At 66.7% G+C, this 23,606-nt stretch carries 22 protein-coding genes and 1 pseudogene; 17 read left to right on the top strand and 6 right to left on the bottom strand.

All coding sequences use genetic code 11. The annotated features are described in order from the left end of the window. The first annotated feature begins 57 nt into the window (after window positions 1–57). From ASE28_RS05610 to ASE28_RS05600, 3 genes are all read left to right on the top strand, one after another. On the top strand, window positions 58–621 hold the full coding sequence (locus ASE28_RS05610) for a hypothetical protein (RefSeq protein ID WP_057265352.1): 564 nt from the start codon (window positions 58–60) through the stop codon (window positions 619–621). A 109-nt stretch (window positions 622–730) separates the two neighbouring features. Next, on the top strand, window positions 731–2,431 hold the full coding sequence (locus tag ASE28_RS05605) for a cell wall metabolism sensor histidine kinase WalK (protein ID WP_057265350.1): 1,701 nt from the start codon (window positions 731–733) through the stop codon (window positions 2,429–2,431). Continuing rightward, window positions 2,428–3,120: a response regulator transcription factor gene (locus tag ASE28_RS05600; protein ID WP_057265348.1), complete on the top strand. Its 693-nt coding sequence runs from the start codon at window positions 2,428–2,430 to the stop codon at window positions 3,118–3,120. Before ASE28_RS05605 ends, ASE28_RS05600 begins: the two co-directional genes overlap by 4 nt. On the opposite strand, the gene ASE28_RS05595 is transcribed toward ASE28_RS05600, so the two are convergent. Then, window positions 3,071–3,568, bottom strand: a complete 498-nt coding sequence (locus ASE28_RS05595) for a hypothetical protein (RefSeq protein WP_057265346.1) — start codon at window positions 3,566–3,568, stop codon at window positions 3,071–3,073. The two genes, ASE28_RS05600 and ASE28_RS05595, sit on opposite strands and share 50 nt — an antisense overlap. 151 nt (window positions 3,569–3,719) lie before the next feature. On the opposite strand from ASE28_RS05595, the gene ASE28_RS05590 reads away from it, so the two are divergent. Continuing rightward, a complete protein-coding gene (locus ASE28_RS05590) occupies window positions 3,720–4,478 on the top strand; it encodes a type II CAAX prenyl endopeptidase Rce1 family protein (RefSeq protein WP_057265344.1) in 759 nt (252 codons plus the stop codon). A 6-nt stretch (window positions 4,479–4,484) separates the two neighbouring features. On the opposite strand, the gene ASE28_RS05585 is transcribed toward ASE28_RS05590, so the two are convergent. Further along, window positions 4,485–4,940 carry a hypothetical protein gene (locus tag ASE28_RS05585; protein ID WP_057265342.1) on the bottom strand — a complete coding sequence of 152 codons (456 nt, stop codon included), beginning with the start codon at window positions 4,938–4,940 and terminating at the stop codon, window positions 4,485–4,487. Between the two features lie 130 nt (window positions 4,941–5,070). Here ASE28_RS05585 and ASE28_RS05580 point away from each other — a divergent pair, with 130 nt between their 5' ends. Beyond that, window positions 5,071–5,832, top strand: a complete 762-nt coding sequence (locus ASE28_RS05580) for a CPBP family intramembrane glutamic endopeptidase (protein ID WP_057265340.1) — start codon at window positions 5,071–5,073, stop codon at window positions 5,830–5,832. Between the two features lie 157 nt (window positions 5,833–5,989). After that, window positions 5,990–7,384: a glutathione-disulfide reductase gene (gene gor, locus ASE28_RS05575; protein WP_057265338.1), complete on the top strand. Its 1,395-nt coding sequence runs from the start codon at window positions 5,990–5,992 to the stop codon at window positions 7,382–7,384. A gap of 53 nt (window positions 7,385–7,437) precedes the next feature. Here the strand turns inward: gor and ASE28_RS05570 are convergent, their stop codons facing one another. Further along, complete coding sequence (locus ASE28_RS05570; protein WP_057265336.1) at window positions 7,438–8,262, bottom strand: EAL domain-containing protein; 825 nt, start codon at window positions 8,260–8,262, stop codon at window positions 7,438–7,440. 253 nt (window positions 8,263–8,515) lie between these two features. On the opposite strand from ASE28_RS05570, the gene ASE28_RS05565 reads away from it, so the two are divergent. Together ASE28_RS05565 and ASE28_RS05560 are read left to right on the top strand one after the other, a co-directional pair. After that, complete coding sequence (locus ASE28_RS05565) at window positions 8,516–9,133, top strand: hypothetical protein (protein WP_057265334.1); 618 nt, start codon at window positions 8,516–8,518, stop codon at window positions 9,131–9,133. A gap of 41 nt (window positions 9,134–9,174) precedes the next feature. Then, window positions 9,175–10,034: pseudogene (locus ASE28_RS05560) on the top strand (LysR family transcriptional regulator). Window positions 10,035–10,498: 464 nt separating this feature from the next. Here ASE28_RS05560 and ASE28_RS31175 read toward each other — a convergent pair. Next, complete coding sequence (locus ASE28_RS31175) at window positions 10,499–11,302, bottom strand: hypothetical protein (protein WP_200963907.1); 804 nt, start codon at window positions 11,300–11,302, stop codon at window positions 10,499–10,501. Between the two features lie 121 nt (window positions 11,303–11,423). Beyond that, window positions 11,424–12,359 (bottom strand): hypothetical protein, encoded by a 936-nt coding sequence (locus tag ASE28_RS05555; RefSeq protein WP_157421884.1) that lies wholly within the window; start codon window positions 12,357–12,359, stop codon window positions 11,424–11,426. 129 nt (window positions 12,360–12,488) lie between these two features. Between ASE28_RS05555 and ASE28_RS05550 the strand changes: the two genes are divergently transcribed. The 7 genes from ASE28_RS05550 to ASE28_RS33490 all read left to right on the top strand — a co-directional run bounded on the left by ASE28_RS05550 (window position 12,489) and on the right by ASE28_RS33490 (window position 20,913). Beyond that, window positions 12,489–12,692: a hypothetical protein gene (locus tag ASE28_RS05550; protein ID WP_157421883.1), complete on the top strand. Its 204-nt coding sequence runs from the start codon at window positions 12,489–12,491 to the stop codon at window positions 12,690–12,692. A gap of 14 nt (window positions 12,693–12,706) precedes the next feature. Next, window positions 12,707–12,937, top strand: a complete 231-nt coding sequence (locus ASE28_RS05545) for a hypothetical protein (protein ID WP_057265328.1) — start codon at window positions 12,707–12,709, stop codon at window positions 12,935–12,937. 28 nt (window positions 12,938–12,965) lie between these two features. Then, a complete protein-coding gene (locus ASE28_RS05540) occupies window positions 12,966–13,733 on the top strand; it encodes a hypothetical protein (protein ID WP_057265326.1) in 768 nt (255 codons plus the stop codon). A 149-nt stretch (window positions 13,734–13,882) separates the two neighbouring features. After that, window positions 13,883–16,126 carry an ATP-binding protein gene (locus tag ASE28_RS05535; RefSeq protein WP_057265324.1) on the top strand — a complete coding sequence of 748 codons (2,244 nt, stop codon included), beginning with the start codon at window positions 13,883–13,885 and terminating at the stop codon, window positions 16,124–16,126. Beyond that, a complete protein-coding gene (locus ASE28_RS05530; protein WP_057265322.1) occupies window positions 16,123–18,387 on the top strand; it encodes an EAL domain-containing protein in 2,265 nt (754 codons plus the stop codon). The genes ASE28_RS05535 and ASE28_RS05530 overlap by 4 nt, the downstream gene beginning before the upstream one ends. 216 nt (window positions 18,388–18,603) lie before the next feature. After that, window positions 18,604–19,923 carry a PAS domain-containing methyl-accepting chemotaxis protein gene (locus ASE28_RS33420; protein ID WP_304439359.1) on the top strand — a complete coding sequence of 440 codons (1,320 nt, stop codon included), beginning with the start codon at window positions 18,604–18,606 and terminating at the stop codon, window positions 19,921–19,923. Window positions 19,924–20,064: 141 nt separating this feature from the next. After that, on the top strand, window positions 20,065–20,913 hold the full coding sequence (locus ASE28_RS33490) for a hypothetical protein (protein ID WP_369818121.1): 849 nt from the start codon (window positions 20,065–20,067) through the stop codon (window positions 20,911–20,913). 46 nt (window positions 20,914–20,959) lie between these two features. Here the strand turns inward: ASE28_RS33490 and ASE28_RS05515 are convergent, their stop codons facing one another. Then, entirely contained in the window at window positions 20,960–21,892 is a 933-nt protein-coding gene (locus tag ASE28_RS05515) for a LysR family transcriptional regulator (protein ID WP_057265317.1), read from the bottom strand. A gap of 167 nt (window positions 21,893–22,059) precedes the next feature. Here ASE28_RS05515 and ASE28_RS05510 point away from each other — a divergent pair, with 167 nt between their 5' ends. Then, complete coding sequence (locus ASE28_RS05510; protein ID WP_057265315.1) at window positions 22,060–23,190, top strand: alkene reductase; 1,131 nt, start codon at window positions 22,060–22,062, stop codon at window positions 23,188–23,190. Window positions 23,191–23,244: 54 nt separating this feature from the next. Continuing rightward, window positions 23,245–23,606 (top strand): alcohol dehydrogenase catalytic domain-containing protein (locus ASE28_RS05505; RefSeq protein WP_157421881.1); only part of this gene is annotated, 362 nt, incomplete at its 3' end.

Genomic DNA, 23,606 nt, shown 5'->3' with positions numbered 1-23,606 from the left:
CTCCCAGGCAGCCATCCGGCAGCTGGGGGGAACCAACCATTTCAACCAGAGAAAACCATGAAAACATCCATCTGCATCGCCGTCGCCAGCCTCCTGGTGGGCGCTGCCGCCCTCCCTGCCGCCGCCAAAGGCCCGGTCGTCAACCACGCCATCTCCGAAAGCGAGTTGCTGGCGGCCCAGCAGGCCTGGTGCAAGGCGCTGGTCGACATCAGCACCACCAACACCGCCAGCGGCCCGGTGGCGGCCAAGGCGCTGGCCGAGAAGGTGATCGACGCCGCCTACGGCTACCAGATGGGCGCCGTGCTGTTCAAGCCGACCCTGACCACCACGCCCCAGACCTTCCGCACCACCCGCGAGGGCGCGCTGGCCTACTTCGTGGGCGGCAACCCGGCCTACCCCAAGGACACGGGTTTCGCCCTCAAGGGCTGGACCCAATGCGAGATTGCCAATGCCGCCGTGTTCATCACCGGTGACTCGGCCAACACCATGGGCAACGTGATGTTCACCGACAAGGCCGGCAAGGTGACCACGGTGGACAAGACCTGGGCCTTCGTCAAGGACGATGCGGGAAAGCTGCGCATCGTAGTGCACCACTCGTCGCTGCCGTTCACCGGCAACTGAGGGGTGGCGGGGCCGGGTACCCCCGCCCCGCGCCCGGCCTGGCAGGCGCACCGGCGGTGCGCCTGCCAGGCTTCATAATCCGAGCCTCCCGACCAGGCCTTTCGCCCCCATGTACCGCGCACGACTCTCCCTGGCCTTGGCCGCCCTGGTGGCCCTGGTCTGCATCCAGGCCGCCTTTGTGTACTGGGGCGCCAACCGCGTCAACGACTACGCCCAGCACAGCCGGCTGGCCAGCGACATCCAGGCCGAGCTGCTGGACCTGTCGGCCAACAAGCAGCGCCTGCGCGTGTGGGCCATGCAGCGCCTGATGAACACCGATGCCCAGCCCGAGCAGCGCGAGCGCCTGGTGGCCAGCATGGTTGCCAGCGCCGCCAACCTCGACGACCTGGTGCGGCGCGACCTGGCGCTGTGGACCGAGCTGGTGCGCCGCGAGGGCGTCAGCATGCCCGCCGAGGTGCCCCAGCTCGTGGGTGTGACCGAGCTGTTGCGCGACAACATCCAGGCGGTGGAGGCACGGCTGGCGCAGCTGGTGCCGCTGGAGCAGGGCGCCGACTTTCCCGCCCTGTGGGGCGAGCTCACCCAGGTGTTCGACATGGCGCGCGGGCGCGACCTGCGCGAGCTGATCAACGGCGCCATTGCGCACCAGCGCGCGGCCGTGCCCGTGGCGCGCGCGGCCACCGAGCGCGGGCTTGATGTGCTGCGTGCGCAGGCCATCGGCATGGCCCTCATCACGCTGGTGGTGGCCGTGGTGCTGGCGCTGCACCTCAAGGGGCGCCTGCAGCGCCCGCTGGACCGGCTGCTCGAAGGCACGCAGGCCCTGCAGGCCGGCGCGCTGGACCACCGCGTGGCCACCGGCTCCAACGACGAATTCGACCGCGTGGCCCAGCACTTCAACGCCATGGCGGCCGAGCTGCAGCAGCACCGCGCGCGCGCCGACGCCGCGCGCCGCGGGCTCGAAGACGCCGTGCAGGCCCGCACCCAGGAGCTAGGCGCCGCGCACGACACCCTGCAGCGCCTGGACCAGCGCCGCCGCCAGCTGTTTGCCGACCTGGGCCACGAGCTGCGCACCCCGGCCACCTCCATCCGCGGCGAGGCCGAGATCGCGCTGCGCGGCGGCGACAAGCCGGCCGACGAATACCGCCAGACCCTGGCACGCATCGTGGGCGGGGTGGACCAGCTCACCCGCGTCATCCACGACCTGCTGCTCATCGCCAAGGCCGAGGCCGACCAACTGATGATGCACCCGGCACCGGTGGACCTGCGCGCCCTGCTGGGCGACGCCGCAGAGCAGGGCGCCGCCCTGGGAGCTGCACAGGGCGTGCAGGTGCAACTGCTGGACGACCGCGAAGAGGGGGGCGATGGCAGCGGCGCACTGCCCGCCGGGCTGCTCACCGTGCTGGCCGACGCCGACCGCCTGCGCCAGGCGCTGGTGATCGTGCTCGACAACGCGGTGCGCTATTCGGCGCGCGGCACCACCGTGCGCATCGGCCTGCAGGGCATGGCCGGGACGAGTGGGGTGGTTGAGGTTGCGGTAGTGGTGCGCGACGAGGGCATCGGCATCGACGCGGACGATTTGCCCCGCGTGTTCGAGCGCTTTGTGCGCGGGCGCCGGGCGCGCGCCCACCGTGCCGACGGCACGGGCATCGGCCTGTCCATCGCCCAGGCCATCGTGCAGGCGCACCAGGGCCGCGTCGATATTGCCAGCGTGCCGCAGCAGGGCACGGTGGTGCGCATCGTGCTGCCGCTGGTGGCGGCCTCACCACCCGGCGCCGCGCAGGCCGCAGGCGTGCAGCCGAGGGCGTTGGCATGAACAACCAGATCCTGGTGGTGGAAGACGATGCGCGCGTGGCCGACTTTCTGGTGCGCGGCCTCAAGGCCGAGGGCTACCGCGTGGAGCTGGCCCGCACCGGGCCCGAAGGCCTGACCCTGGCGCGCGGCGCCGAGCCCGGCGTGTTGTTGCTGCTGGACCTGATGCTGCCCGGCCTGAGCGGACTGGAGCTGTGCCAGACCCTGCGCGCCGAAGGCCGCCACATGCCCATGCTGATGCTCAGCGCGCTGAGCAACACCGAAGACAAGGTCAACGGCCTGCGCCTGGGTGCGGACGACTACCTGACCAAGCCCTTTGCCTTTGAGGAACTGCTGGCCCGCATCGAGGCCCTGCTGCGCCGGGGCCGCGAGCAGCGCCCGCGCGCCAGCACCCTGCAGGTGGCCGACCTGGTGCTGGACCTGGAGCGCATGCAGGCCAGCCGCGCCGGCCAGCCCATCGCGCTTACCGCCCGCGAGCTGGCCTTTCTGGAGCTGCTGATGAGCGCGCCGGGCCGCGTGTACAGCCGCGAACGCATCCTCTCCAACGTCTGGGGCACCAACGAGGACCCCCTGACCAACGTGGTCGACGTGTACGTGCGCCGCCTGCGCAGCAAGATCGACGAGGGCCACGCGCTGGCCCTGATCAAGACCGTGCGGGGCTTTGGCTACCGGCTGGACGCCACGGCCGATTAGGGCCCTGCGGCTTCCGGCTCAGGTGGACAACGAGCCAGACCGTCAGCCAGGGCGATGCGGCCAGCGCCACCAGGTCGGCCCGGGCCAACAGCCTGATCGGGCTGCGCACGGAGACCGTCCCCAGAAAATACAGCAGCCCCAGCGCGCAGACCCCGATGGCCGCCGCGCATGCTGCGGCGGGTCTCTGTGCGGGGGCTACCAGCGCGCAGAGAAACACCGCCATCAGGCCCGGCATCGATGCCCCGCCAATGTCCAGCACCAGGCGTGCGGCCAGCAGCAGGCCGCATTTCACGCTGACAGGGTCACTGCCGTAGCCTGCCAGCGGCGGCGGGCAAGCCGCCACGGTGGTGTGCGCGAAGACCCACCACATCCAGCAGCCGACCAGGATCGCGCCAACGAACACGAAGGGCAGGGCGCACCAGCGAAGCCCGGTTTTCAGGTAGTGCATAGCTTCTTGTAGAGAACAAACGGTGCGCCAGTGTTGCCCCGTTCTGTGAGGCCTGTATGAAGTGCTGGTCCGCGCTATGCTCTCCAAAGCACACGCCACTGGCGGCCACTGCAAGGCCGCCCTGGCTCGCCGACCACCCCACCTGGCTTGCATGACACCTGACCACACCACTGCGCCCCCCGGCGCCGACTTCCCCTTCTACAACGGCCGGCCCGTGGCGCTGGGTGCGCGCCAGTGGTGCTTCATCCTGCTGGCCTTGGCGGCGGCCTATGGTGCGCTGTACATCCCCGCCATGGTGGTGTGGCGCGTGTCCGGCGGGTGGGCTGCTGCGGTCCCGGCCCTCGTGTTCCCGCTGTTGCCGCTGCTGGCACTCAGGGCGGTGGCGGGGCCGCAGTGGCAGGTGCTGTTCAGGCGCATGGGCTGGCGCGACCTGGGGCTGGCCGTGGGCCTGGTGTTCCTCAGCATCGGCGTGACGGTGGCCGTCGCCCTCATCGTCGCGCACTTCTTCGGCGCCGTGCCCAATCCCGTGATCAAGGCGCTGGCCGGCATGGGCACTAAAGAAAGGCTGGTCTTCATGGCCAGCACTGTGCCGCACCTCATCGGCGAAGAGATCCTCACCGTGCTGCCGTTCCTGGCGCTGCTCACCTGGCTGGCCGGCCCGCTGGGCTGGCCACGGCGCCGGGCCATCGTAGGCGCTTGGGTGTTGGCGTCGGTGCTGTTCGGTGCCCTGCACCTGCCCACTTACGGCTGGAACGTGGCGCAGAGCCTGATCATCATCAGCACCTCGCGCGCGGTGCTGTGGCTCGCGTACCTGCGCACCAGGAACCTGTCGGTCGCTGCCCTGGCGCACATCCTCAATGACTGGTTGCTGCTGGGCTTTGTGGTGCTGCTCGGGGCCGTGATCGGCTGAGCAGGGTCAGCACCGCGCCCTGCGCGATGGCCGCACCGCACGCGCCACGAGCAAGGCCGCTAGCCAGGGCGAGGCGGCGCTGGTCAGGCCCACGGCGATGACCAGACCGGCAGGCCGCAGGCTGTGCGTGCTGACCAGCATGTACAGCACCGCCAGGGCGCTGGTACCGATGGCGGCGATGCGTGCGGTAGCCGCCTTGTTCGCGGGCGCCACAGCGGCGCACAGCAGCACGGGCAGGGCGCCCGTGAGGGCCGCGCCAACGATGTCCTTGGCCAGGTAGACCACCAGGGGCCAACTGCATTTCTTGTCGCCGCTGGCGCCGCCGTACCAGACCAGGTCGGGCGGGCAACGGGCCAGTGAGAAGTCGCCGAGCTTCAGCCACAGCCAGATGCCCAGGCCGATGGCTCCGGCGAAGACGAAGGGTTGGGCTAACCGGCGCAGCGGGTGGGGTACGAAGTTCATTGGAGGCGGGTACAACGGGCGCACGGGCATGTGCCTGCCAAGTGTTGCCCACGGCTGTGAGGCCAGTGTGAAGTGTCAGCCCACCGAAATGCCTTCTAATGTGCTTTACCGCCCCCCTGCACATATCCTCATGACCCTTGCGCAGACCCCCGCAGCCACGCCTGGCGGCGCCGACTTCCCCTTCTACAACGGCCGGCCGCTCGCCCTGGGTGCGGGCCGCTGGTGCGTGCTACTGCTGGGCGCGGCGCTGGGCTTTGCCGCGCTGTACCTGCCCATGCCTGCAGCCTGGGGGGCTTGGGGCGCGGTGGTGCCGGCCATCCTGTTCCCGCTGGTGCCCTTGCTGGCGCTGCGGGCCGTGGCCGGGCCGCACTGGCAGGTGCTGTTCCGGCGCGTGGGCTGGCGCGACCTGGGCCTGGCCCTGGGCGTGGCGCTGCTCAATATCGCCGTGACCTTGTCGGTGGCCCTGCTGGTCAACCGTCTGTTCGGCGAGGAGGCTTCCAACCCCGCGTTCGGTGCGCTCGGGCGCATGGACACAGGCGAGCGCATGGCCTTTTTTGCGCGCACCATACCCCAGCTCATCGGCGAGGAAATCATCACCGTGCTGCCCTTCCTCGCCGTGCTCGCCTGGTTGTCGGGCCCGCTGGGCCTGGGCCGAGGCCAGGCTATCGTGGGGGCCTGGCTGGTGTCGGCGCTGATCTTCGGCGCCCTGCACCTGCCCACCTATGGCTGGAACGTGGCGCAGTGCCTGCTGGTGATTGGCTCGGCGCGGCTGGTGCTGTCACTGGCGTACCTGCGCACCAAGAACCTCACGGTGTCGGCCATGGCCCACATCGCCAATGACTGGCTGCTTTTTGTCGGGGGCATGGTGCTGGGTCGTGCGGTCGGCGCCTGAGCCGCCATCTCGGTACGCGACGTGCGGCCGATTTTGGCCCTGCAGCGCTCTCTTGTTCAGCGTTGCCTTACCATCCCATGCGACCTGCTGATTGCCTGCAGCGCAATGCATGCGCGCGCACCGGGCTGCAAGACACAATGACAAGGAAAACAATGCGATGAGCGGCTATGACTATGACCTGTTTGTGATTGGCGGCGGCTCCGGCGGCGTGCGGGCCGGCCGTGTGGCCGCCTCGCTCGGCAAGCGGGTGGCCGTGGCCGAGGAGTACCGGTTTGGCGGCACCTGCGTCATCCGCGGCTGCGTGCCCAAGAAGCTGTTCGTCTATGCCTCGCAGTTCCACGAACACTTCGAGGATGCTGCGGGCTACGGCTGGCAGGTCGCCACGCCCACCTTCGACTGGAAGGCGCTCATCGCCGCCAAGGACAAGGAGATCGCCCGGCTCGAAGGCCTGTACCGCCGTGGCCTGGACACCAACGGCGCCGAGATCATTGACAGCCGCGCAGAGCTGGTCGACGCCCACACCGTGCGCCTGGTGGCCAGCGGCAAGACCGTCACCGCCGAACGCATCGTCATCGCCACGGGCGGTGCGCCCAACCCGCATGCCGCGCTGCCAGGGCATGAGCTGTGCATCTCGTCCAACGAGGCCTTCGACCTGCCGCAGCTGCCGCGCTCCATCCTGATCGCTGGCGGCGGCTACATTGCGGTCGAGTTCGCCAACATCTTCCACGGCCTGGGCGTGGATGTGACGCTGATCTACCGCGGCAAGGAAATCCTCTCGCGCTTTGACCACGACATGCGCCAGGGCCTGCACAAGGCCATGGTGGACAAGGGCATCCGCATCCTGCTCACCGATGTGATCGAGAACGTGGCCAAGGTGGAGGGTGACGGCGGCGGCCTCATCGCCACGACGAAGAACGGCGAGACCATCGCCGTCGACACCGTCATGCTGGCGCTGGGCCGCGACCCCAACACCCGGGGCCTGGGGCTGGAGGCGGCCGGTGTTGCCATGGACGAGCGCGGCGCCATCATCGTCGACCCGTACTCGCGCACCAACGTGCCCAGCATCTGGGCGCTGGGCGACGTGACCAACCGCGTGCAGCTCACCCCGGTGGCGATCCACGAAGCCATGTGCTTCATCGAGACCGAGTACCGGGGCAAGCCCACCGTACCGGACCACGACCTGATCGCCACCGCCGTGTTCTCGCAGCCCGAGATCGGCACCGTGGGCCTGTCGGAAGAGGATGCCGCCCAACGCTACGCCGAGGTCGAGGTCTACCGCGCCGAGTTCCGCCCCATGAAGGCCACGCTCTCGGGCCGTGCCGAAAAGATGATCATGAAGCTCGTCGTCGATGCCGGCAGCCGCAAGGTGCTGGGCGCCCACATCCTCGGCCACGACGCGGGCGAGATGGTGCAACTCTTGGGCATCTCGCTCAAGGCCGGCGTCACCAAGGACGATTTCGACCGCACCATGGCCGTGCATCCCACGGCGTCGGAAGAGCTGGTGACGATGTACCAGCCGAGCTACCGCATCAAGAACGGCCAGCGCGCCTGACCCCGCAGCAGGCAGGGCAGGGGGTCAACACGGCCAGCCGCAGGCGCCCGTCGTCAGCCCGGCGCGGCGCCGAACCCCGCCGCATCGACTTGTGCCATCGCCCGGAACGCTGGCCGCGCAAACAGGTAGCCCTGCATCAACCGTATGCCGGTGTCGTGCAGAAAATCCCGCTCCGCCGGGGTTTCGATGCCCTCGGCTACCACGTCGATACCCATGTCTTCGCACAGCCGCACCAGGTTGCGCACGATGACCTGGCGTGCCCGGTTGGTGTCCACGTTGCGGATGATGTCCATGTCGATCTTGATCAGGTCCGGCTGAAAATCCGCCAGCAGCTTCATGCCCGCGTACCCGGCGCCAAAGTCGTCGATGGCTGTCCTGAACCCCAGGCGCCGGTACTCGCGCAGGATCTCTGCAAACCAGGGGCCGTCCTTGATGCGCTCGCCCTCGGTCACCTCGAAGATGATGTTTTCCACCAGGAAGCCATGCACCCGAGCCGCCTCCAAGGTGGTGCGTATGCACAGCTCGGGCTTGTAGATGGCGTTGGGCAAGAAGTTGATGGACACCGGCACCGCCATGCCCAGCTCGCTCGCCCCCTTGAGGGCCTTGACCCGGCAGGCCTGATCGAACCGGTAGCGGTTGGCCTCGGTCACCTGCGACAGCACGCTGAACGCGCCTTCGCCTGCGGGCCCGCGCACCAGCGCCTCGTGCGCAAACACCGTGCGGGTGTGTAAGTCCACAATGGGCTGGTACGCATACTCGAACTGAAAGCCCAGGCGCTCGCCCCGCGCGCAGTCTTCGCAATCCTGCCGTGTGCCCGCCAGGGGCATGAAGCCCATGGGGAAGGCCGGGTTGGCGTGGGGCAGATGCTGCGTATACATACCAACATTGTGTCAGCAACCTGGCGGTCGGCGCCTGTCAGGGCTTGCCGATAGTGCGTGTCAGCCTTGCTGGATGCTGGGTAGTCTTTCCACGCAACGCGGTAGCCGCGCCCACCCACACCTGTGCCGGGGAAGATGCCTGCGTGAGGTGTGCCGGTGCACATGCCATTGAAGCGTCGCTGCAGTCACGTTTCACCGCTATGCTCGCACGCCTCGGCAGGTTTCGAACGGCTTACTTTTCAAGGAATGATCGATGTTCGCAAGGATTATGGCAATGGCTGCAATGGCGGTATTTCTATCTGGGTGCGCAACCACCGCGCAGATATCAGGCGCCGACCGGGCGGCCATCAAGTCCGTGGTAGTAAGCCGAGAGGTGGCGGTACCTGAAAAGATGACGTACATGGGGCCCGGCGGCGCAACGCACATGGTGTTTGGCGTCGTGGGCGCCTTGGCAACGCAGTCCAGCAGGGATGCCACGCGCGACGCGTTCCAGAAAGAGGTCTCCTCTGGGGCCACCATCGATCAGATCGCTTACGAAGAGACGCTCGCCCAGTTGCGCCAGTCGGGCAAGTTCCCGCTGAGGGACACCCGGGACGCAGGGAGCGCGACGTTGCACATATTGGTGGAAGGTTATGGCTTCAGCATCCCCAACGGATTCAGCTCCAACCTGGTGCCCACATTGCGCATGCGTTTGGAGCTGAAGGACAGCGGGGGGCGCGTGCTCTGGACTGCAAGAGACTATCTGTCGGTTCTGGGCGGCCCGGTGGAGCCATTGGCCGCAGATGTGATCAGAACCAACGCTGCTGCCAGAGAAGCCTCTTGGCGAGCGGGTGCCAAGGCATTGGCGGCCAAGCTGGTGGCAACCTACTGACCCACTGCTGGCCAACGTTCGGGGGGCCGCGGACGTGGGCACTGTCAGATAGTGCCAGGTGTGCATCGTGGCGATCGACTGCTGAAATTGGCGATGCTGGGCATTTTACCCGCGCGGCCGAGGTCATGCAGACCACCCAGGCCGCAGTGAGCCTGAAACTCAAGCGCCTGGAAGACCGCCTCGGCTGCCGCCTTATCGAACGCACCCCGCGCCATGTGGAGCTGTCGGCACGCGGCGCGGCCTTTCTGGCACCCGCACGCGAACTGCTCGCCGTACACCAGCGCACCCTGGCCACCTTTGCCGAGCAACGCGACCGCGAGCGCATTGCCATCGGCATCAGCGACCACGTGGCCGGGCCCGACCTGCCCGCCCTCATCGCCCGCATGAACGCACACGACCCGGGCCTGGTGATCGAGATCCGCATCGGCTCCTCTGGCGGCCTGCTGCAGGCCTATGACCGGCGCGAACTCGATGTGGCCATCGTGCGCTTTCACGCCGACCGCAGCGATGGGCAGGTGCTGGCCGAAGAGCCCTTTGGCTGGTTTGCTGCGCCCACCTGGCAGCATTGCGCGGGCGAGCCACTGCCCATCGTCACGCTGGCTGAGCCTTGCGGCGTGCGGGTGATGGCCAGCCAGTTGCTCGACGAGGCTGGTGTGCCCTGGCGCGAGGCGTTTGTGGGGGGGGGCGGGGTGGCGGCTGTGTCTGCGGCTGTGATTGCGGGGCTGGGCATAGCCGCCCTCGCGCCGCGCATGGTGCCGCTGGGGGCGGTGCAGGTAGGCGCGCGGCTGGGCTGCCGACGTTGCCGCAGCTGCCGGTGGTGTTGCATTCGCGGGTGCGGGGTGGACGGGGGAGAAAGGCTGTGAGGGTGTTGGGGGCGGCGTTCAAGGGGGCATTTGCATGACTAAAACGCTGATACTTCTCCCCTCGGACGATGAACTGTAGTTGTCAAATATTTAGCAATTCATGCTCTAAAAATATTATATAACTAATGTTTTAATCGATTTTTCATTAGATGGCGCTTCAGCCTAAGTGCTCTGATTTTATATCATTTGGTATTTCTGTTTTGAAGTTTTTTATGTCAATTTCTTGTTGCCAAAATGAATTCTGGCTCGTGAGAATTTGCCATGGAAAGAAGTAAGCGTCCATTATTTTGTGATTTTCTACGACCAGTACGCGTAGATCGAATGAGCAATCATGATCTGTATACCTTTCGCAAAGGTTTTTCGTGATATTCTTCGGATCAACGGAAGATAAATTTGATTCATGGGTGTAAAAGCGCACTTGAGTATGAAAAGGATGTTTTTGCCCAAGTGAAGGAAGCTTGTGAATGATGGAGAGTTCATCTAGGTGGTGACGGAGTAACTTTTAGCGAAAATCGTCAATCAGCCAAGTGCCTTTGACATACTTCAGGATGCTCACAATTGTTAAACCAAGCTTTCTCAGGCTATCGGCGCAAACGCTGAGGGGTGGTCCAACTGCACCCTTCTTTGAACTGGATACCTCAATTCCACCGCCTGTCGACGTGAAATGTTTATCATGAATTACTGTTCCGCGAAGTGGTTCAAGTTCGGCATATAAACCGATGAGTCTTTCTTGCAGCCATGGACGACATTCTATAACTGGCGGGAATTTGGGAGAGTTCTTTAGATTTTTCAGTTTTTCTTGAAATCGAAAAGATGATGGAAGTCCATTCTCATTTAGGATCCATTCTATAAGCATATCCAGTATCTTGAATGTGCAAATAAAAATTAAAGGTGCTCCGGCTGCCAAGAATCCAGGTCGCCAGTCGCCGAGAATAACATTGCCGCGACCAAAGGTGTAGTATATGGGCTTTGGTTGGTTTATAGGGTAAATTACTGCATCAGGCCACGATGGAAATAAATCTTGCTCCGCGATAGAATGTATCGCCTCAAGAAACCATTCTTCATAGTCAACACGTTCTGCAAGTCTATCGAGAGCATCAGTCGCGAATTTCGGTTGCAAAGTCATTTTATGATTGGGCTGCTCGTTGATTTTTATAATGTAGTCGCTTTTGCGAAATTCCGTCATTGGTACGATGCCGGGGCTGCATGAACAGGTGATCGCTACTCGATCTCCGGCCCGCGCAAGGATGGACGGGATGCCTTGTACCCAACCCATATCACCCCGGTTGTGAACGAGGATGTGCATGGCGAACACTGGACCAAAATTCGTGGCTCGCGGTGCCGCCGCCCATCGGGTCGGACGCTGAGTGACACCAGCCAAGCATTGAGGTGTGCATTGTTGGCTGGGGCAGCGAGGCCGCCCCAGTTCAAGCGAGCGCGATCAACAGCAACCGCGACGCACGCTCCGGATCGTCCGCATCCGTGACCATCAGCAGCCGATCACCCGCCAGCGCAATACCTTCGACCTTGGGCGCCCCCTGCAGCGGCGCCATGCGTTCCAGCACCCCATCCGCACCCACCCAGCCGATGGCCGATGCCACGCATTCGCCGTCCGCATAGCTGTCGTCGGTGTTCTCGGCCACGGCGCTGAACAGCCAGCCCTCGCCATTGGGCAGGGCCGCGCCGTCGGTAAAGCCCAGTGGCACGCCATCCACCGTGCCCAGGTCGAACTGGGTGGTGCGCAGCGGCGCCGGTGGCTCCGTGCGCGTGCCAGCGAGCCAAGCCAGCAATGGGGCCAGTGGGTAGCTGATGCAGGCATTGCGCGCATCGCCCTTGTTGCCGCGCTGTAGCAGGTGCAGACAGTCATTTCCGATGAATGCGCCTTCGATATTCAAGTCCGCAAACTCCGAGCGCAGGGGCGCGTAGAGCGCAGACAGGTCCACCACCTGCGCAGCACCATCGGGACGCCCGGTGGCATCGAGCGCGATGACAACGCCCCGCTGCCGATTGGGCTTGGACCCGGACCCGAGGGCCAGCAGCGCCCCGCTCGGGTGTGCGGGCGACGCGGGCAGCAGGGCCAGCGCTTCCAGATCGGGCTTGCGCTTTTTGCGAGCCTTCGGCTCGGCTGGCAGGTCGCCTGGCAGGATGCGGTGCAACTGCACCAGCGGTGCCTGTGGCAAGTGCTGCAGCACGGCTGCGCCGGCAGGCAGCAGGCCCAGGTGGTGCTCATCGTCCGCCACCAGGTAGAGCCATGCACCGGACCGCACCAGGCCGCTGGCGGCGCTCAGGTGCGGCTGGCCACGCGGGTGAGTCGCGGGGTCGAGCAGCAGGTCCTGCAGAGGGGTTGGTGTGATGAGGTGCATGGCGATGTGAGCATAGATGAAAGCAAGGGCGCAGACGAAAAGGAGAGGGGGCGCCAAAGTCACTTCCATGCCTTCTGCCTCCTGGAAGTGGGCTAGGATTCAGCGTCTGAAATCAAAGGAGGAGGGTGCATGAAATTCCCAACCATGGCGTTCCTGGCAGTGGCGGCCGTGCTGGCCCTGCCGGCATGCAGTTCAACCGACGTCGTGCGCGCGCCGGTGGAGGCCACCATCGGCCAGCAGTTGATCGACCTGAAGAGCGCCTTCAACAACGGCGCATTGAGCAGCCGTGAGTACGACAGCCAGCGCCGCCGGCTGATCGACAGCGTGAAGTGAGTGAGATCAGCGCCATGAACAAGCACAACAACCATCGGATTGCCACCATCACCATCGTCTGCGCATGCCTGGCGTCGCTGGCCGGCTGCGTCAGCAGCAGCACTTCGCGCGTGACCGTGCAGGAGGGAGTCAAGTTCTCCAAGGGCCGCGAGCTCGATGACCTGGTGAAGGCCTACGACGCCCAGGCCGTGACGCGCAGCGAGTACGAAGAGCTGCGCCAGGTCATCATGAAGCGGCCCAATTGATCGAGGTGGCGAAGGGCAGGGCGATGCCATGACACCCCCGGCAACGCCGGGCCGGGCCCTGCGCGACCTGGCGCGGCACTCGCGCAGCAGCGGTGTGCCCGGGTTCTTGCCCGAGCTGTGGCTGCTCGGGCCCATCGAGTACCAGTTGCACAAGACGCTGCGCAAGCTTGGGCTGCGCACGGGCAGGGACATCGCCAAGGTCAATATCTACGGGGTGGAACATCCCGCCGCCTGGACCGGCGAGGTGTTCGATGGCTGCACCGAGGTGGAGGTCGCGGCCGACTGGAATGCCATTGCCCTGTTGCCTGCCCCCGAGCGCGCGCTGGCGGCCCATGCCGCGTTTTTGGCTGGCTTGCAGATAGTGCTGGATGCCTGCGGCGTGGACCGCAGTGCCTACCTGCCGGCCTTGCAGGCTTTGGCGGCCGAGGGTTTTTACCATGCAGTGAAACTGGCCACGGTGAAGCACGACGGCGGCTCATTGGCGCTGTGGCTGGAGTGGGATGGGTCGCTCGACCTGGCTCGGCTGGTGGTGCGCGGCAAGGCGGGCGCGCGCAAGGCTGCCACCGAGCAGTTGCTGGGCTACGCCTGGCCCGACTTCGATGGCATCCGCCCGCAGGACGTTGCGGTGGAAGACAGCGGGGGCATCACCATCGAGGTGTTTGCGGGCTTCATGCAGCCGGACCGGCTGTTGAGGGGCCGCCCTTACATCGACATCCCTGGTGCGATGAGGACGGTGGTTCCGGGGCGGGAGCGGATCGCGCTCAGCTTCACCTTGCCGCAGGCGGGGCCTGCATAGCCCATGGCCTGATGTGGTGGTAGCTACCCCCACGCCAGCGTGCGGCGTCGAGTGACCTGCGGGGCCATCACCAATCTCCGCTGCGCGAAAGTAACAATTCGTTATAGGATATCCCCAAACCACCCGACTCCACCGATTCAATTCCCGCCATGGGCACCGCCAGCGGGCCCCCCCGCACCTTTGAGGACGCCGCGCCCACCCTGCGGCTGAGGGTGCTGCTGCGCTTTGAATCGGCGCAGGTCGAGCATGCGTTTGGCGAGCACTACCTGTCGTTCTACCACCGCTACGCCCAGGGCGCGCTGGTGTTGGGCGTGCTGCTGGTGCTGGGCGACTTCCTGGTCGACTGGCTGGCCTACCCCACGGTGGCGGGCAACGCGCTGCGGCTGCAGGTGGCCGTGCCCATTTTGCTGCTGGGCCTGGCGTACACCTTTTTGCCGCAGACGCGCCGGCATTGGCAGCCGGTGCTGGCCGGCTTCATCGTTGCGCTGTCGCTGTGCCTGTTCTGGATATTGCTGCGCATTGATGCGGCCGGGGGCGAGGGGCTGACCTCGTGGGTCGGCATCCTGAACTTCACCTTCCTGGAGTTCTACTGCTTCATCGTGCTGGGCCTGCAGTTCCGCTGGGCGCTGATGGCGGGCCTGTCCATCCTCGCGGTCTTCTGTGCCACGCTGTGGTGGCACCCCGGCCAGTCGGCGGCCGAGGCGGCCTACTGGTCCTACCACGTGCTCACGCTGTTTTTGCTGGCGGTGGGGGTGGGCTGGTGGCGCGAGTTCATCGTGCGCAAGGACTATGCGGCCCAGTGGGCGCTGGAGCGCGCGCGCCTGGCGGCCGAGCAACTGGCCCTGGTCAAGAGCGAGTTTCTGGCCACCATCAGCCACGAGATCCGCACGCCGCTCAATGGCGTGCTGGGCATGAACGAGCTGCTGCTCGGCAGCGGCCTGAGCAGCGAGCAGCGCGGGTGGGCCGGTGCGGTGCAGGCCTCGGGCCGGCACCTGCTGGCGCTGATCGACGACGTGCTGGATGTCTCCAAGATCGAGGCCGGGCAACTGCGGCTGGAGCGGGTCGACTTCGACCTGCGGCGCGAGATCGATGAGGCGCAGGCCATGTTCGTGCAGCCCGCGCTGGCCAAGGGCCTGGACCTGCAGGCGCAGGTGAAGTGGCAGATGCCCGAGTGCCAGCTGGTGGGCGACCCGCTGCGCCTGCGGCAGATCGTGGCCAACCTCATCGGCAACGCGATCAAGTTCACGGAGCAGGGCAGGGTGGGTGTGCAGGTGTGGGTGGCGCCAGCGCAGGTGGCCGGGCGCGCCCAGGTGGACATCGTGGTGCAGGACTCGGGCATTGGGATACCGGCCGAGGCGCGGGAACGCATCTTCGAGCGCTTTGCCCAGGCCGACGGGTCGACCACACGCCGATTCGGCGGCACAGGTCTGGGCCTGGCGATCTGCCGCGACCTGGCGCGGGCCATGGGGGGTGATATTGCGGTGCAGAGCCAGCCGGGGGCCGGGTCGCGCTTTGCGGTGCAACTGGAGCTGCCCTTGGCCGGCCCGGTGCCAGCCCGTATCGACCGCGAGGAAGGTGCTGCAGGGGCGGCTGTGGACGCTGTTCCCCGGCTGCAAGGTACGGTGCTGCTGGTGGAGGACCACCCGGTCAACCGCGCCGTGGCGGCGGGCATGCTGCGCAAGCTGGGCCTGGCCTGGCGCGAGGCGCACGACGGCGCGCAGGCCATCGAGCAGGTGCGCCAGCACGATTTCGACGCCGTGCTCATGGACTGCCAGATGCCCGTGGTGGATGGCTATGCCGCCACCCGGGCGATACGCGGCCTGCCGGATGGACGCGGGGCCAGCCTGCCCATCATCGCCCTCACGGCCAACGCCGGTGCCGACGACGCGGCCCGGTGCCGGGCCAGCGGGATGGACGGCTTCATCGCCAAGCCCTACGGCATGGGCACCCTGGCCGCAGCCCTTGCGCCCTGGCTGCAGGCCCGGAGTGTCCTGCCTGTGGGCATGCCGGAAGCTACCGTGGCGCCGTTCGATGACCACGCGGCCATCGACGCGCGCGCGGTCGAGACCCTGCTGTACCTGGACGAGCACGGCGGCACGGGGCTGCTGCGCGAGGTGGTGACGGGCTTCCTCGATGCCGCCGCGCAAGGCCTGGCGGGCATGGAGCAGGCGCTGGCCGATGGCCGGCTGGCCGATGCAGCGCGCATCGCCCACGGCCTCAAGTCCTCGGCCGCCCATGCCGGCGCGCTGGAGCTGGCCGAGGGCCTGCGCAGCGTGGAGCGCCATGCGCTCGCGGGCGACGCCCCGGCGGTGCGCCAGGGGCTGGCGCGCATGCACGCTGCCCACAGCCGCACTGTGGCCGGCCTGCAGGCTGTGCTGGAGGCGCACCCATGAGCAAGGAGGCGCTGGCCTTGCTGGATGGGCAGCCGCCTGAATCGGCGCTGGTGGCCGCCACCCGCGTGCTGATCGCCGACGACGACCCCGGCATGCGCGCCATGCTGCGGGCCGCCGTGCGCAAGCTCGGCTTCGAGCCCGTGCTGGCCGAGGACGGGGCCTCTGCGCTGATCGCGTTCCGCCAATCGGCCTGCTCGCTGGTGCTGCTGGACGTGGAGATGCCGGGCCTCAACGGCTACGAGCTGTGCAGCATATTGCGCGGCGAGGCTGGCCCATTCGTGCCCATCGTGCTGGTCACGGGCAATGACGATGTGGCGTCCGTCGAGAACGCATATGCGGCCGGCGCGACGGACTTCATCTCCAAGCCCGTGAACTGGTCCATCCTGGGCCACCGGCTGCGGCACCTGCTCAAGAACTTCGGCATCCAGCGCGACCTGCAGCTTGCGCAGGCGCGCAACGCGGCCATCCTCGATGCGCTGCCCGACCTGCTGTTCGAGCTCGATGCCCAGGGCCGCTTCATCCAGTGCAATGTGCCCGCCAACGAAGAACTGGCCACGCACTACCGCGCACTGTTGGGCCGCACGGTCAACGAGGCCCTCTCGCCCAAGCTGCGCGAGCTGGCCATGGCCGCCGCCGCCGAGGCGCACACCCTGGGGCATGCCAGCCCGCGCACCTACCGCCTGCACCTGCCCGCCGGAGAGCGCTGGTTCGAGCTGTCGGTGGCGCGCAAGCCGGCCGATGGCCTGCAAGAGGGGCAAGAAGGACAAGGCGGGCAGGAGGGGCCCACCTTCATCGCCCTGTCGCGCGACGTCACCGCGCGCAAGCACGCCGAGCGCCGCATCTCCGACCTGGCCGACTCGCTGCGCCAGGCCAATGCCGACCTGCGGTGCGCCAACGACCAACTGCAGCGCCAGGCGTTTGAGGACCCGCTCACCGGCCTGCCCAACCGCGCCATGTTCCACGAGCGGCTGGACCAGGCCGTGCAACGCATTGCCGCGCAGGGCGCGGCCACGGACGCAGGGCTGCCCTGCGCGCTGGGCGTGATGTTCATCGACCTCGACGGCTTCAAGCCCATCAACGACACCTTCGGCCACGCTGCGGGCGATGGGGTGCTCAAGGAGGTGGCGCGGCGCCTGCAGTCCGTGGTGCGGGGCGCCGACCTGCTGGCCCGGCTGGGTGGGGACGAGTTCGTGGCGCTGATCGAATCGCCCACGGCCGACGAGGACGCCATGCGCGTGGGCGGCCGCATCATCGAAGTGCTGCGGCGCCCGTACCCGGTGGGCCGGCACAGGGTCTCGCTGTCGTGCTCCATCGGCGTGGTGCTGCACCCCGGTCAGGAGCCCTCGGGCGACCGTTTGCTGGCCTGCGCCGATGCGGCGATGTACGAGGCCAAGCGTGCCGGCGGCGGCAGTTGCGTGCTGTACGAAAAGTCCATGTCCGACGAGGGCACCGAAGAGGTGCTGATGCGCCAGGCGCTGCGCGAGTCGCTGGAGCGCGGCGACCTGGCGCTGCACTACCAGCCCAAGGTGGACTGCACCCAGGGCCAGGTGCATGGCCTGGAGGCCCTGCTGCGCTGGGAGCACGAGAAGTTCGGGCAGGTCAGCCCCGAGATCTTCATCCCGCTGGCCGAGCGCTATGGCCTCATCGGCGCCATTGGCAACTGGGTGATCGACACGGCCTGCGCGCAGCTGGCGCATTGGCAGGCGCAGGGGCTGCGGTGCCACATTGCCATCAACCTGTCACCCCACCAGTTGCGCCAGCCCGATTTGGTGGAACGCATCGGCCAGGCGCTGGGGGCGCACCGGCTGCGCCCCTCGCAACTGGTGTGCGAGATCACCGAATCGACCATGATGGAGCACTCGGTGCAGGAGCGCGCCACGCTCGAACGCATCGCGGCCCTGGGGGTGCGGCTGTCCATCGACGACTTCGGCACCGGCTACTCGTCACTGGCGCACCTGCGCCACATTCCCGCACAGCAGCTCAAGATCGACCGCAGCTTCGTCACCGACCTGGCCAGCAGCGAACAGGCGCGCCATGTGGTGCAGGCGGTGATACAGCTTGCGCACGGGCTGGGCATGGAGGTGGTGGCCGAAGGCGTGGAAACGCCCGAGCAACTGCAGGTGCTGACCGGGCAGGGCTGCGACCTGGTGCAGGGGTTTCACATAGCCTCACCCATGCCGGCGGCGGACGTGCCGGGCTGGATGCGCGACCGCGAGCACACGCCCAGCGTCTTCGGAGCGCTGGCAGGCACGCCCTGGTGAGCCCGTGCTTCTGGCAAGAGGCGGTGGATGTACAGCTTGCCTGGGACCAATGCATTGGACCGGTGCTATTCCCCTACGGATTGTTAAACAAATTGAACCGTGCGTAATCTTTTGATACGTATGCATACAATAAACCACGCCTAGGGTAAACCCTTGATGGTGGCTTGCTCAGCCTGTCGCTGCGCTGGAATGTCTGAAAGGCTGCAGGTGGGGATGATGTCTGTTTTGAAGCGTTGGTACCTTGCGACGGTAGGCCGCCAGCTGAAGGCCCTTTACCGCAACCAGGCCGTGATCGAGTTCGATGCTGCAGGCAGGATCCTCTATGCCAACACCCATTTCGTGCGGTTGATGGAGTACCGCCGTGATGAACTGGTGGGCATGCACCACCGCATGTTCCTTGACATGCAGGAGCACGATGAAGCCCAGTACCGTGCGTTCTGGGAGCATTTGAACGCCGGCAAGGCCTTTGTCGGGCGCTGCAAGCGTATCAAGCACACCGGAGAAGCGGTGTGGCTGCAGGCCAATTACAGCCCGGTGCTGGACCACCGGGGCCGGGTGCGCAAGATCGTGAAATACGCCATGGACATCACCGACCAGGTGCGCAGCGAGGCCGAGGCCCAAAGCCAGCTGGCGGCCGTGAGCCGTGCCCAGGCGGTGATCGAGTTCACGCTCGATGGCAGGGTGCTGCGTGCCAACCACAATTTCCTGACCACCATGGGCTATGCCAGCGAAGAGGAACTGGCGGGCCAGCACCATTCCATGTTCGTTGATCCCGCAGAGGCGCGCAGTCCCGAATACGCACTGTTCTGGAAGAGCCTGGCGCAGGGGCAATACCACCGTGGCCAGTTTCGGCGGCTGGACAGGTCGGGCAAGGATGTCTGGATCGAGGCGAACTACAACCCGGTGTTCGACCAGAAAGGGCAGCCGTTCAAGGTGGTGAAGTACGCGACCGATATCACCGCCCGGTTTGAGGCCACGCGGCTGGTGCAGGCCGCTTTCGAGCAGTTGCAGCAGCTGGTGCAGGAGAGCGCGGCGCGTGCTGACGAGGCCCAGCAGCAGTCGGGCGTGGTGGTGGCCATGGCCAGCGAGGGCGAGCATTCGGTCCAGGGCGCCATAGACGCCATGCAGGGCATACGGGCCAACTCTGGCCGCATCGGCGAGATGGTGGGCCTGATCGAGGGCATCGCCTTCCAGACCAATCTGCTGGCGCTGAACGCCGCCGTGGAGGCGGCCCGCGCGGGCGAGCACGGGCGTGGCTTTGCCGTGGTGGCCAATGAGGTGCGAAGCCTGGCGCACCGCAGTTCCGAAGCGGCCAAGGAGATCAAGACCGTGATCGGGTCTTCGTCCGACAGCGTGCAGCGCGGCTCTGACCGCGTGCAGGAGTCGGGCCGCATGATGCTGCAGATGAAACAGGCGGCCCATGCCGCCAGCGGGGCGATGGATGGCATCACCCAGGCGTCCCGCGTGCAGCGGGCCAATCTGGGCCGTGTGCACCAGGCCATTGCGCGGCTGGAGAGCAGCGTCGTCAGCGGCTGACCGCGCCTTTTTGCCAACACTCCTGGCAACCCGCCAACCTTACCCCGATACCTCGCCTGCCAGGCAGGCAGGCACGGCTGTGTCCTGTTGCGCCTTTGCGCGTGGGCAGACCCCGAAACCCACTCCAGGAAACCACCGTTGATGCACGCACCTGAAATCGCTGTTCTGGACCTCACTTCCCGCATAGGCGGCCATGCTCTGGCCCAACTGGGTGTGTCAGGCACCACGGGCCCCGGCGCCTGGGAAAAGATGCCGCTGGGCGGCATGGCAGGGGCCCCGCTGATCAGCTGGTACCGGCCAGCTGGCGCAGCTGACCTGGCCAGCCTGCCGCCCCGGCCGGAAGCCGTGGCCATCCTGGTGGGGCCGGGCATCTTTGCCATGCTGCCCGCCGTGCTGGCGCACGAGACGGTGCGCACGGCACCGGCGGTGTGGTTCTTCCTCTTGCCCAATGCGGTGATGGAGGAGATGGAGATCGCCAAGTTTCTGCGCACGCAGCAGCGTGCCGGCGTGCACAAGTACCAGCTGCCCAACAGCGACCCGCAAACACTGTGGTTCGTGCTGATGGAGCAGCTCGGCAAGGTGCAGAAGGTCAGTGATTATTTCAACGAAGAAAGAAGTGCAGAAGACATGAGCTCGAATCTAAAGACGTCCATGGACGCTGCCATGACCATCGACGGCGCGCTGGCAGTGGCATTGGTGGACCACCGCAGCGGCATGTGCCTGGCGCAGGCCGGCGGTGGCATGAACCTGGACTTGGCGGCCGCCGGCAACACTCAAGTGGTCAAGGCCAAACTCCAGACCATGGAGACACTGGGCATACGCCGTGGCATCGAGGACATTCTGATCACGCTGGCCGACCAGTACCACCTGATCCGCCTGGTCCCAAACGCCGAGGGCCTGTTCTTGTACCTCGTGCTGGACCGCAACAAGGGAAACCTGGCACTGGCACGCTACAAGCTGACCGATATCGAGCGCTCGCTGAAGGTCTGAAGCCTGGGCAGGCCCTCGGTCTTTATTCAAGGCCTGGCCATGCACCTCAGCGCTGAGGCTGCTGCTGGTGCAGCGGCGCGGCAAACCCCGCCGTCTTGCCCGCCACGAAGTCCCTGAGCAGTCGCACCAGCGGCGTCAGCTGCCGGCGGCTGGGCACCACCAGGAACAGCGGCGTGGGCTCCGTGGCCCACTCCGGGCAGAGCGCCTGCAGCCGCCCTGCGGCCAGGTCCGCCGCCACATCGAGCCCGGCCTTGTAGGCAATGCCCTTGCCCAGCAGGGCCCAGCGGCGCACGGCGTCGCCGTCGTTCGACACGTTGACGCTGCGCACCCGCACGGTCACCTCGGGGGCCCCGTCACCGGGGGTGAAGCGCCAGCGGTCGTGCACCTCGTCGCCGAGCATGAAGCACAGGCAGTCGTGCCCGGTGAGTTCGTGCGGGGTGGCGGGTGCGCCGTGTTGGGCGATGTAGGCGGGTGACGCGCACAGCACGCGGCGCACGCCGGGTGCCAGGGGCAGGGCGACCAGGCCCGAGTCCGGCGGCTTGCCGTAGCGAAAGGCCGCGTCCACCGGGTCGCTGTAGACATTGGCCACGCGGTCTGACAGCTGCAGGCGGATGTCTACCTGCGGGTGCTGCTCCTGGAACTCGTGCAGCCAGGGCAGCAGCACGTTGCGCCCCAGGTCCGACGGGGCCGACAGCTGCAGCACCCCGCGCAGCGCCTGCTCGCCAGCCGCCAGTTGCTGGCCGGCTTGCTGCAGCGCTGCGAGGGCAGGGCGGCACTGCTCCAGAAACAATTCGCCCTGTTGCGTGAGCCGCAGACTGCGCGTGGAGCGCACGAAGAGCTGCACGCCCAGCTCAGCCTCCAGGCGCTTCAAGGCTGCGCTGGTGGCGGCGGGCGTGAGGTCGAGCGCGCGGGCGGTAGCCGAGAGACTGCCGTTGTCCACGGTGCGCACGAAGATGTCGAGGTCTTGCAGGGCTTTCATGGTGTGGGGCAGGGTAATTGCTTGGGCCTTGGCTGTATTTTCAATATTTTATTGAAGGTGGCTTCAATGCGTGGGTGGTTTTTCAATTGGCTGCAAAGGAAGACCATTGCGGCATGCAAACGGCACTGCCGCCGTCCCACCCTCACCAGCCATCGGAGTCCAAGCCCATGACCGCCACTGCATCCCCCCTGTTCCGCCCCCTGCAACTGGGCCCGCTGGCGCTGCCCAGCCGCATCGTGATGGCGCCCATGACGCGCGCCCGCAGCAGCCAGCCAGGCGATGTGCCCAATGCGCTGATGGCGCAGTACTACGCCCAGCGCGCCAGCGCCGGCCTGATCGTGAGCGAGGCCACGCAGATCTCGACCCAGGGCCAGGGCTACAGCTTCACGCCCGGCATCTACAGCGACGCGCAGGTGGACGGTTGGCGCCGCGTGACCGATGCGGTGCATGCCGAGGGCGGGCGCATGGTGCTGCAGCTGTGGCATGTGGGGCGCATGTCGCACGCCAGCTTTCATGCCGACGGCTTGCCCGTGGCGCCCTCGGCCATTGCGCCGCAGGCCCAGGTGTGGGTGGCGGGCGATGATGGCGTGGGTCGCATGGTCGACAGCCCCGTGCCGCGTGCGCTGACGACGGCGGACATCCAGGCCGTGGTGGGCGACTTCCGCCGCGCGGCGGCCAATGCCATGCGCGCCGACTTCGATGGCGTGGAGATCCATGGCGCCAATGGCTACCTGATCGACCAGTTCCTGCGCACCACCTCGAACCAGCGCACCGATGCCTACACCGGCGCCACCTTGGAAGGGCGCACGCGCTTTGCGCTGGAAGTCGCCACCGCCGTGGCCAGCGAGGCCGGGGCCGAGCGCACCGGCATGCGGCTGGCGCCCTTCATCACCCAGCGCGGCATGGACTGCCCCGAGATCATCCCCACCATCCTGCACCTGGCGCGCCAGCTCGACGCCACGGGCCTGGCCTACCTGCACCTGGTGGAGGCCGACTGGGCCGATGCGCCGCAGATCCCCGACGCCTTTCGCACCGTGCTGCGCCAAGCCTACCAGGGCCGCGTGATTGTGGCCGGCGGCTACGACGCTGCACGCGCCAGCCAGGTGCTGAGCGATGGCTTTGCCGACCTGGTGGCGTTTGGCCGACCCTTCATCGCCAACCCCGACCTGCCCCGGCGCTTGGCGGGTGGCCTGCCCCTGGCCGCGTTCGATGCCAAGGCGCTGTTCGGCGGCGATGCATCGGGCTACAGCGACTACGCGGCGTACGAGGCAACTGCCGCCGACCTGGAAATCGCCTGACCCGTTCAACTGTCTTCTTTTTTGCTTACGCTATCTCCTGAAAGGATCCTTCCCATGAAAGCCGTTGGTTACCAGCAATCCCAGCCCATCAGCCACCCCGATGCGCTGCTCGACATCACCCTGCCCGAACCCGTGGCCACCGGCCACGACCTGTTGGTGGAGGTCAAGGCCGTCTCCGTGAATCCCGTGGACACCAAGGTGCGCGGCAGCAGCTCGCGCAGCGCCCCGGTCGAAGGGCAGGACTACAAGGTGCTGGGCTGGGACGCCAGCGGCATCGTGAAGGCCGTGGGCCCCGAGGTCACCCTGTTCCAGCCCGGCGACCGCGTGTGGTACGCCGGCTCCATCGCCCGCCCCGGCACGAATGCCGAGCTGCACCTGGTGGACGAGCGCATCGTGGGCCATGCGCCCAAGACGCT

This window comes from Acidovorax sp. Root219 (assembly GCF_001428665.1).
Lineage (GTDB): Bacteria > Pseudomonadota > Gammaproteobacteria > Burkholderiales > Burkholderiaceae_C > Acidovorax.
The sequence above is the reverse complement of the archived record's forward strand: the minus strand, read 5'-3'. Positions and strand labels throughout refer to the sequence as shown.

What these genes read in the sequence shown, in the direction of transcription:
- ASE28_RS05610 (WP_057265352.1), top strand. Translation starts at nt 58, where the DNA reads ATGAAAACATCCATCTGCATCGCCGTCGCCAGCCTCCTGGTGGGCGCT.
- ASE28_RS05605 (WP_057265350.1), top strand. Translation starts at nt 731, where the DNA reads ATGTACCGCGCACGACTCTCCCTGGCCTTGGCCGCCCTGGTGGCCCTG.
- ASE28_RS05540 (WP_057265326.1), top strand. Translation starts at nt 12,966, where the DNA reads ATGACACCCCCGGCAACGCCGGGCCGGGCCCTGCGCGACCTGGCGCGG.
- ASE28_RS05595 (WP_057265346.1), bottom strand. Translation starts at nt 3,568, where the DNA reads ATGCACTACCTGAAAACCGGGCTTCGCTGGTGCGCCCTGCCCTTCGTG.
- ASE28_RS05590 (WP_057265344.1), top strand. Translation starts at nt 3,720, where the DNA reads ATGACACCTGACCACACCACTGCGCCCCCCGGCGCCGACTTCCCCTTC.
- ASE28_RS05585 (WP_057265342.1), bottom strand. Translation starts at nt 4,940, where the DNA reads ATGAACTTCGTACCCCACCCGCTGCGCCGGTTAGCCCAACCCTTCGTC.
- ASE28_RS05545 (WP_057265328.1), top strand. Translation starts at nt 12,707, where the DNA reads ATGAACAAGCACAACAACCATCGGATTGCCACCATCACCATCGTCTGC.
- ASE28_RS33490 (WP_369818121.1), top strand. Translation starts at nt 20,065, where the DNA reads ATGCACGCACCTGAAATCGCTGTTCTGGACCTCACTTCCCGCATAGGC.
- ASE28_RS05550 (WP_157421883.1), top strand. Translation starts at nt 12,489, where the DNA reads ATGAAATTCCCAACCATGGCGTTCCTGGCAGTGGCGGCCGTGCTGGCC.
- ASE28_RS05555 (WP_157421884.1), bottom strand. Translation starts at nt 12,359, where the DNA reads ATGCACCTCATCACACCAACCCCTCTGCAGGACCTGCTGCTCGACCCC.
- ASE28_RS05535 (WP_057265324.1), top strand. Translation starts at nt 13,883, where the DNA reads ATGGGCACCGCCAGCGGGCCCCCCCGCACCTTTGAGGACGCCGCGCCC.
- ASE28_RS31175 (WP_200963907.1), bottom strand. Translation starts at nt 11,302, where the DNA reads ATGCACATCCTCGTTCACAACCGGGGTGATATGGGTTGGGTACAAGGC.
- ASE28_RS05580 (WP_057265340.1), top strand. Translation starts at nt 5,071, where the DNA reads ATGACCCTTGCGCAGACCCCCGCAGCCACGCCTGGCGGCGCCGACTTC.
- ASE28_RS05570 (WP_057265336.1), bottom strand. Translation starts at nt 8,262, where the DNA reads ATGTATACGCAGCATCTGCCCCACGCCAACCCGGCCTTCCCCATGGGC.
- ASE28_RS05565 (WP_057265334.1), top strand. Translation starts at nt 8,516, where the DNA reads ATGTTCGCAAGGATTATGGCAATGGCTGCAATGGCGGTATTTCTATCT.
- ASE28_RS05530 (WP_057265322.1), top strand. Translation starts at nt 16,123, where the DNA reads ATGAGCAAGGAGGCGCTGGCCTTGCTGGATGGGCAGCCGCCTGAATCG.
- ASE28_RS05600 (WP_057265348.1), top strand. Translation starts at nt 2,428, where the DNA reads ATGAACAACCAGATCCTGGTGGTGGAAGACGATGCGCGCGTGGCCGAC.
- ASE28_RS05515 (WP_057265317.1), bottom strand. Translation starts at nt 21,892, where the DNA reads ATGAAAGCCCTGCAAGACCTCGACATCTTCGTGCGCACCGTGGACAAC.
- ASE28_RS05510 (WP_057265315.1), top strand. Translation starts at nt 22,060, where the DNA reads ATGACCGCCACTGCATCCCCCCTGTTCCGCCCCCTGCAACTGGGCCCG.
- ASE28_RS33420 (WP_304439359.1), top strand. Translation starts at nt 18,604, where the DNA reads ATGTCTGTTTTGAAGCGTTGGTACCTTGCGACGGTAGGCCGCCAGCTG.
- gor (WP_057265338.1), top strand. Translation starts at nt 5,990, where the DNA reads ATGAGCGGCTATGACTATGACCTGTTTGTGATTGGCGGCGGCTCCGGC.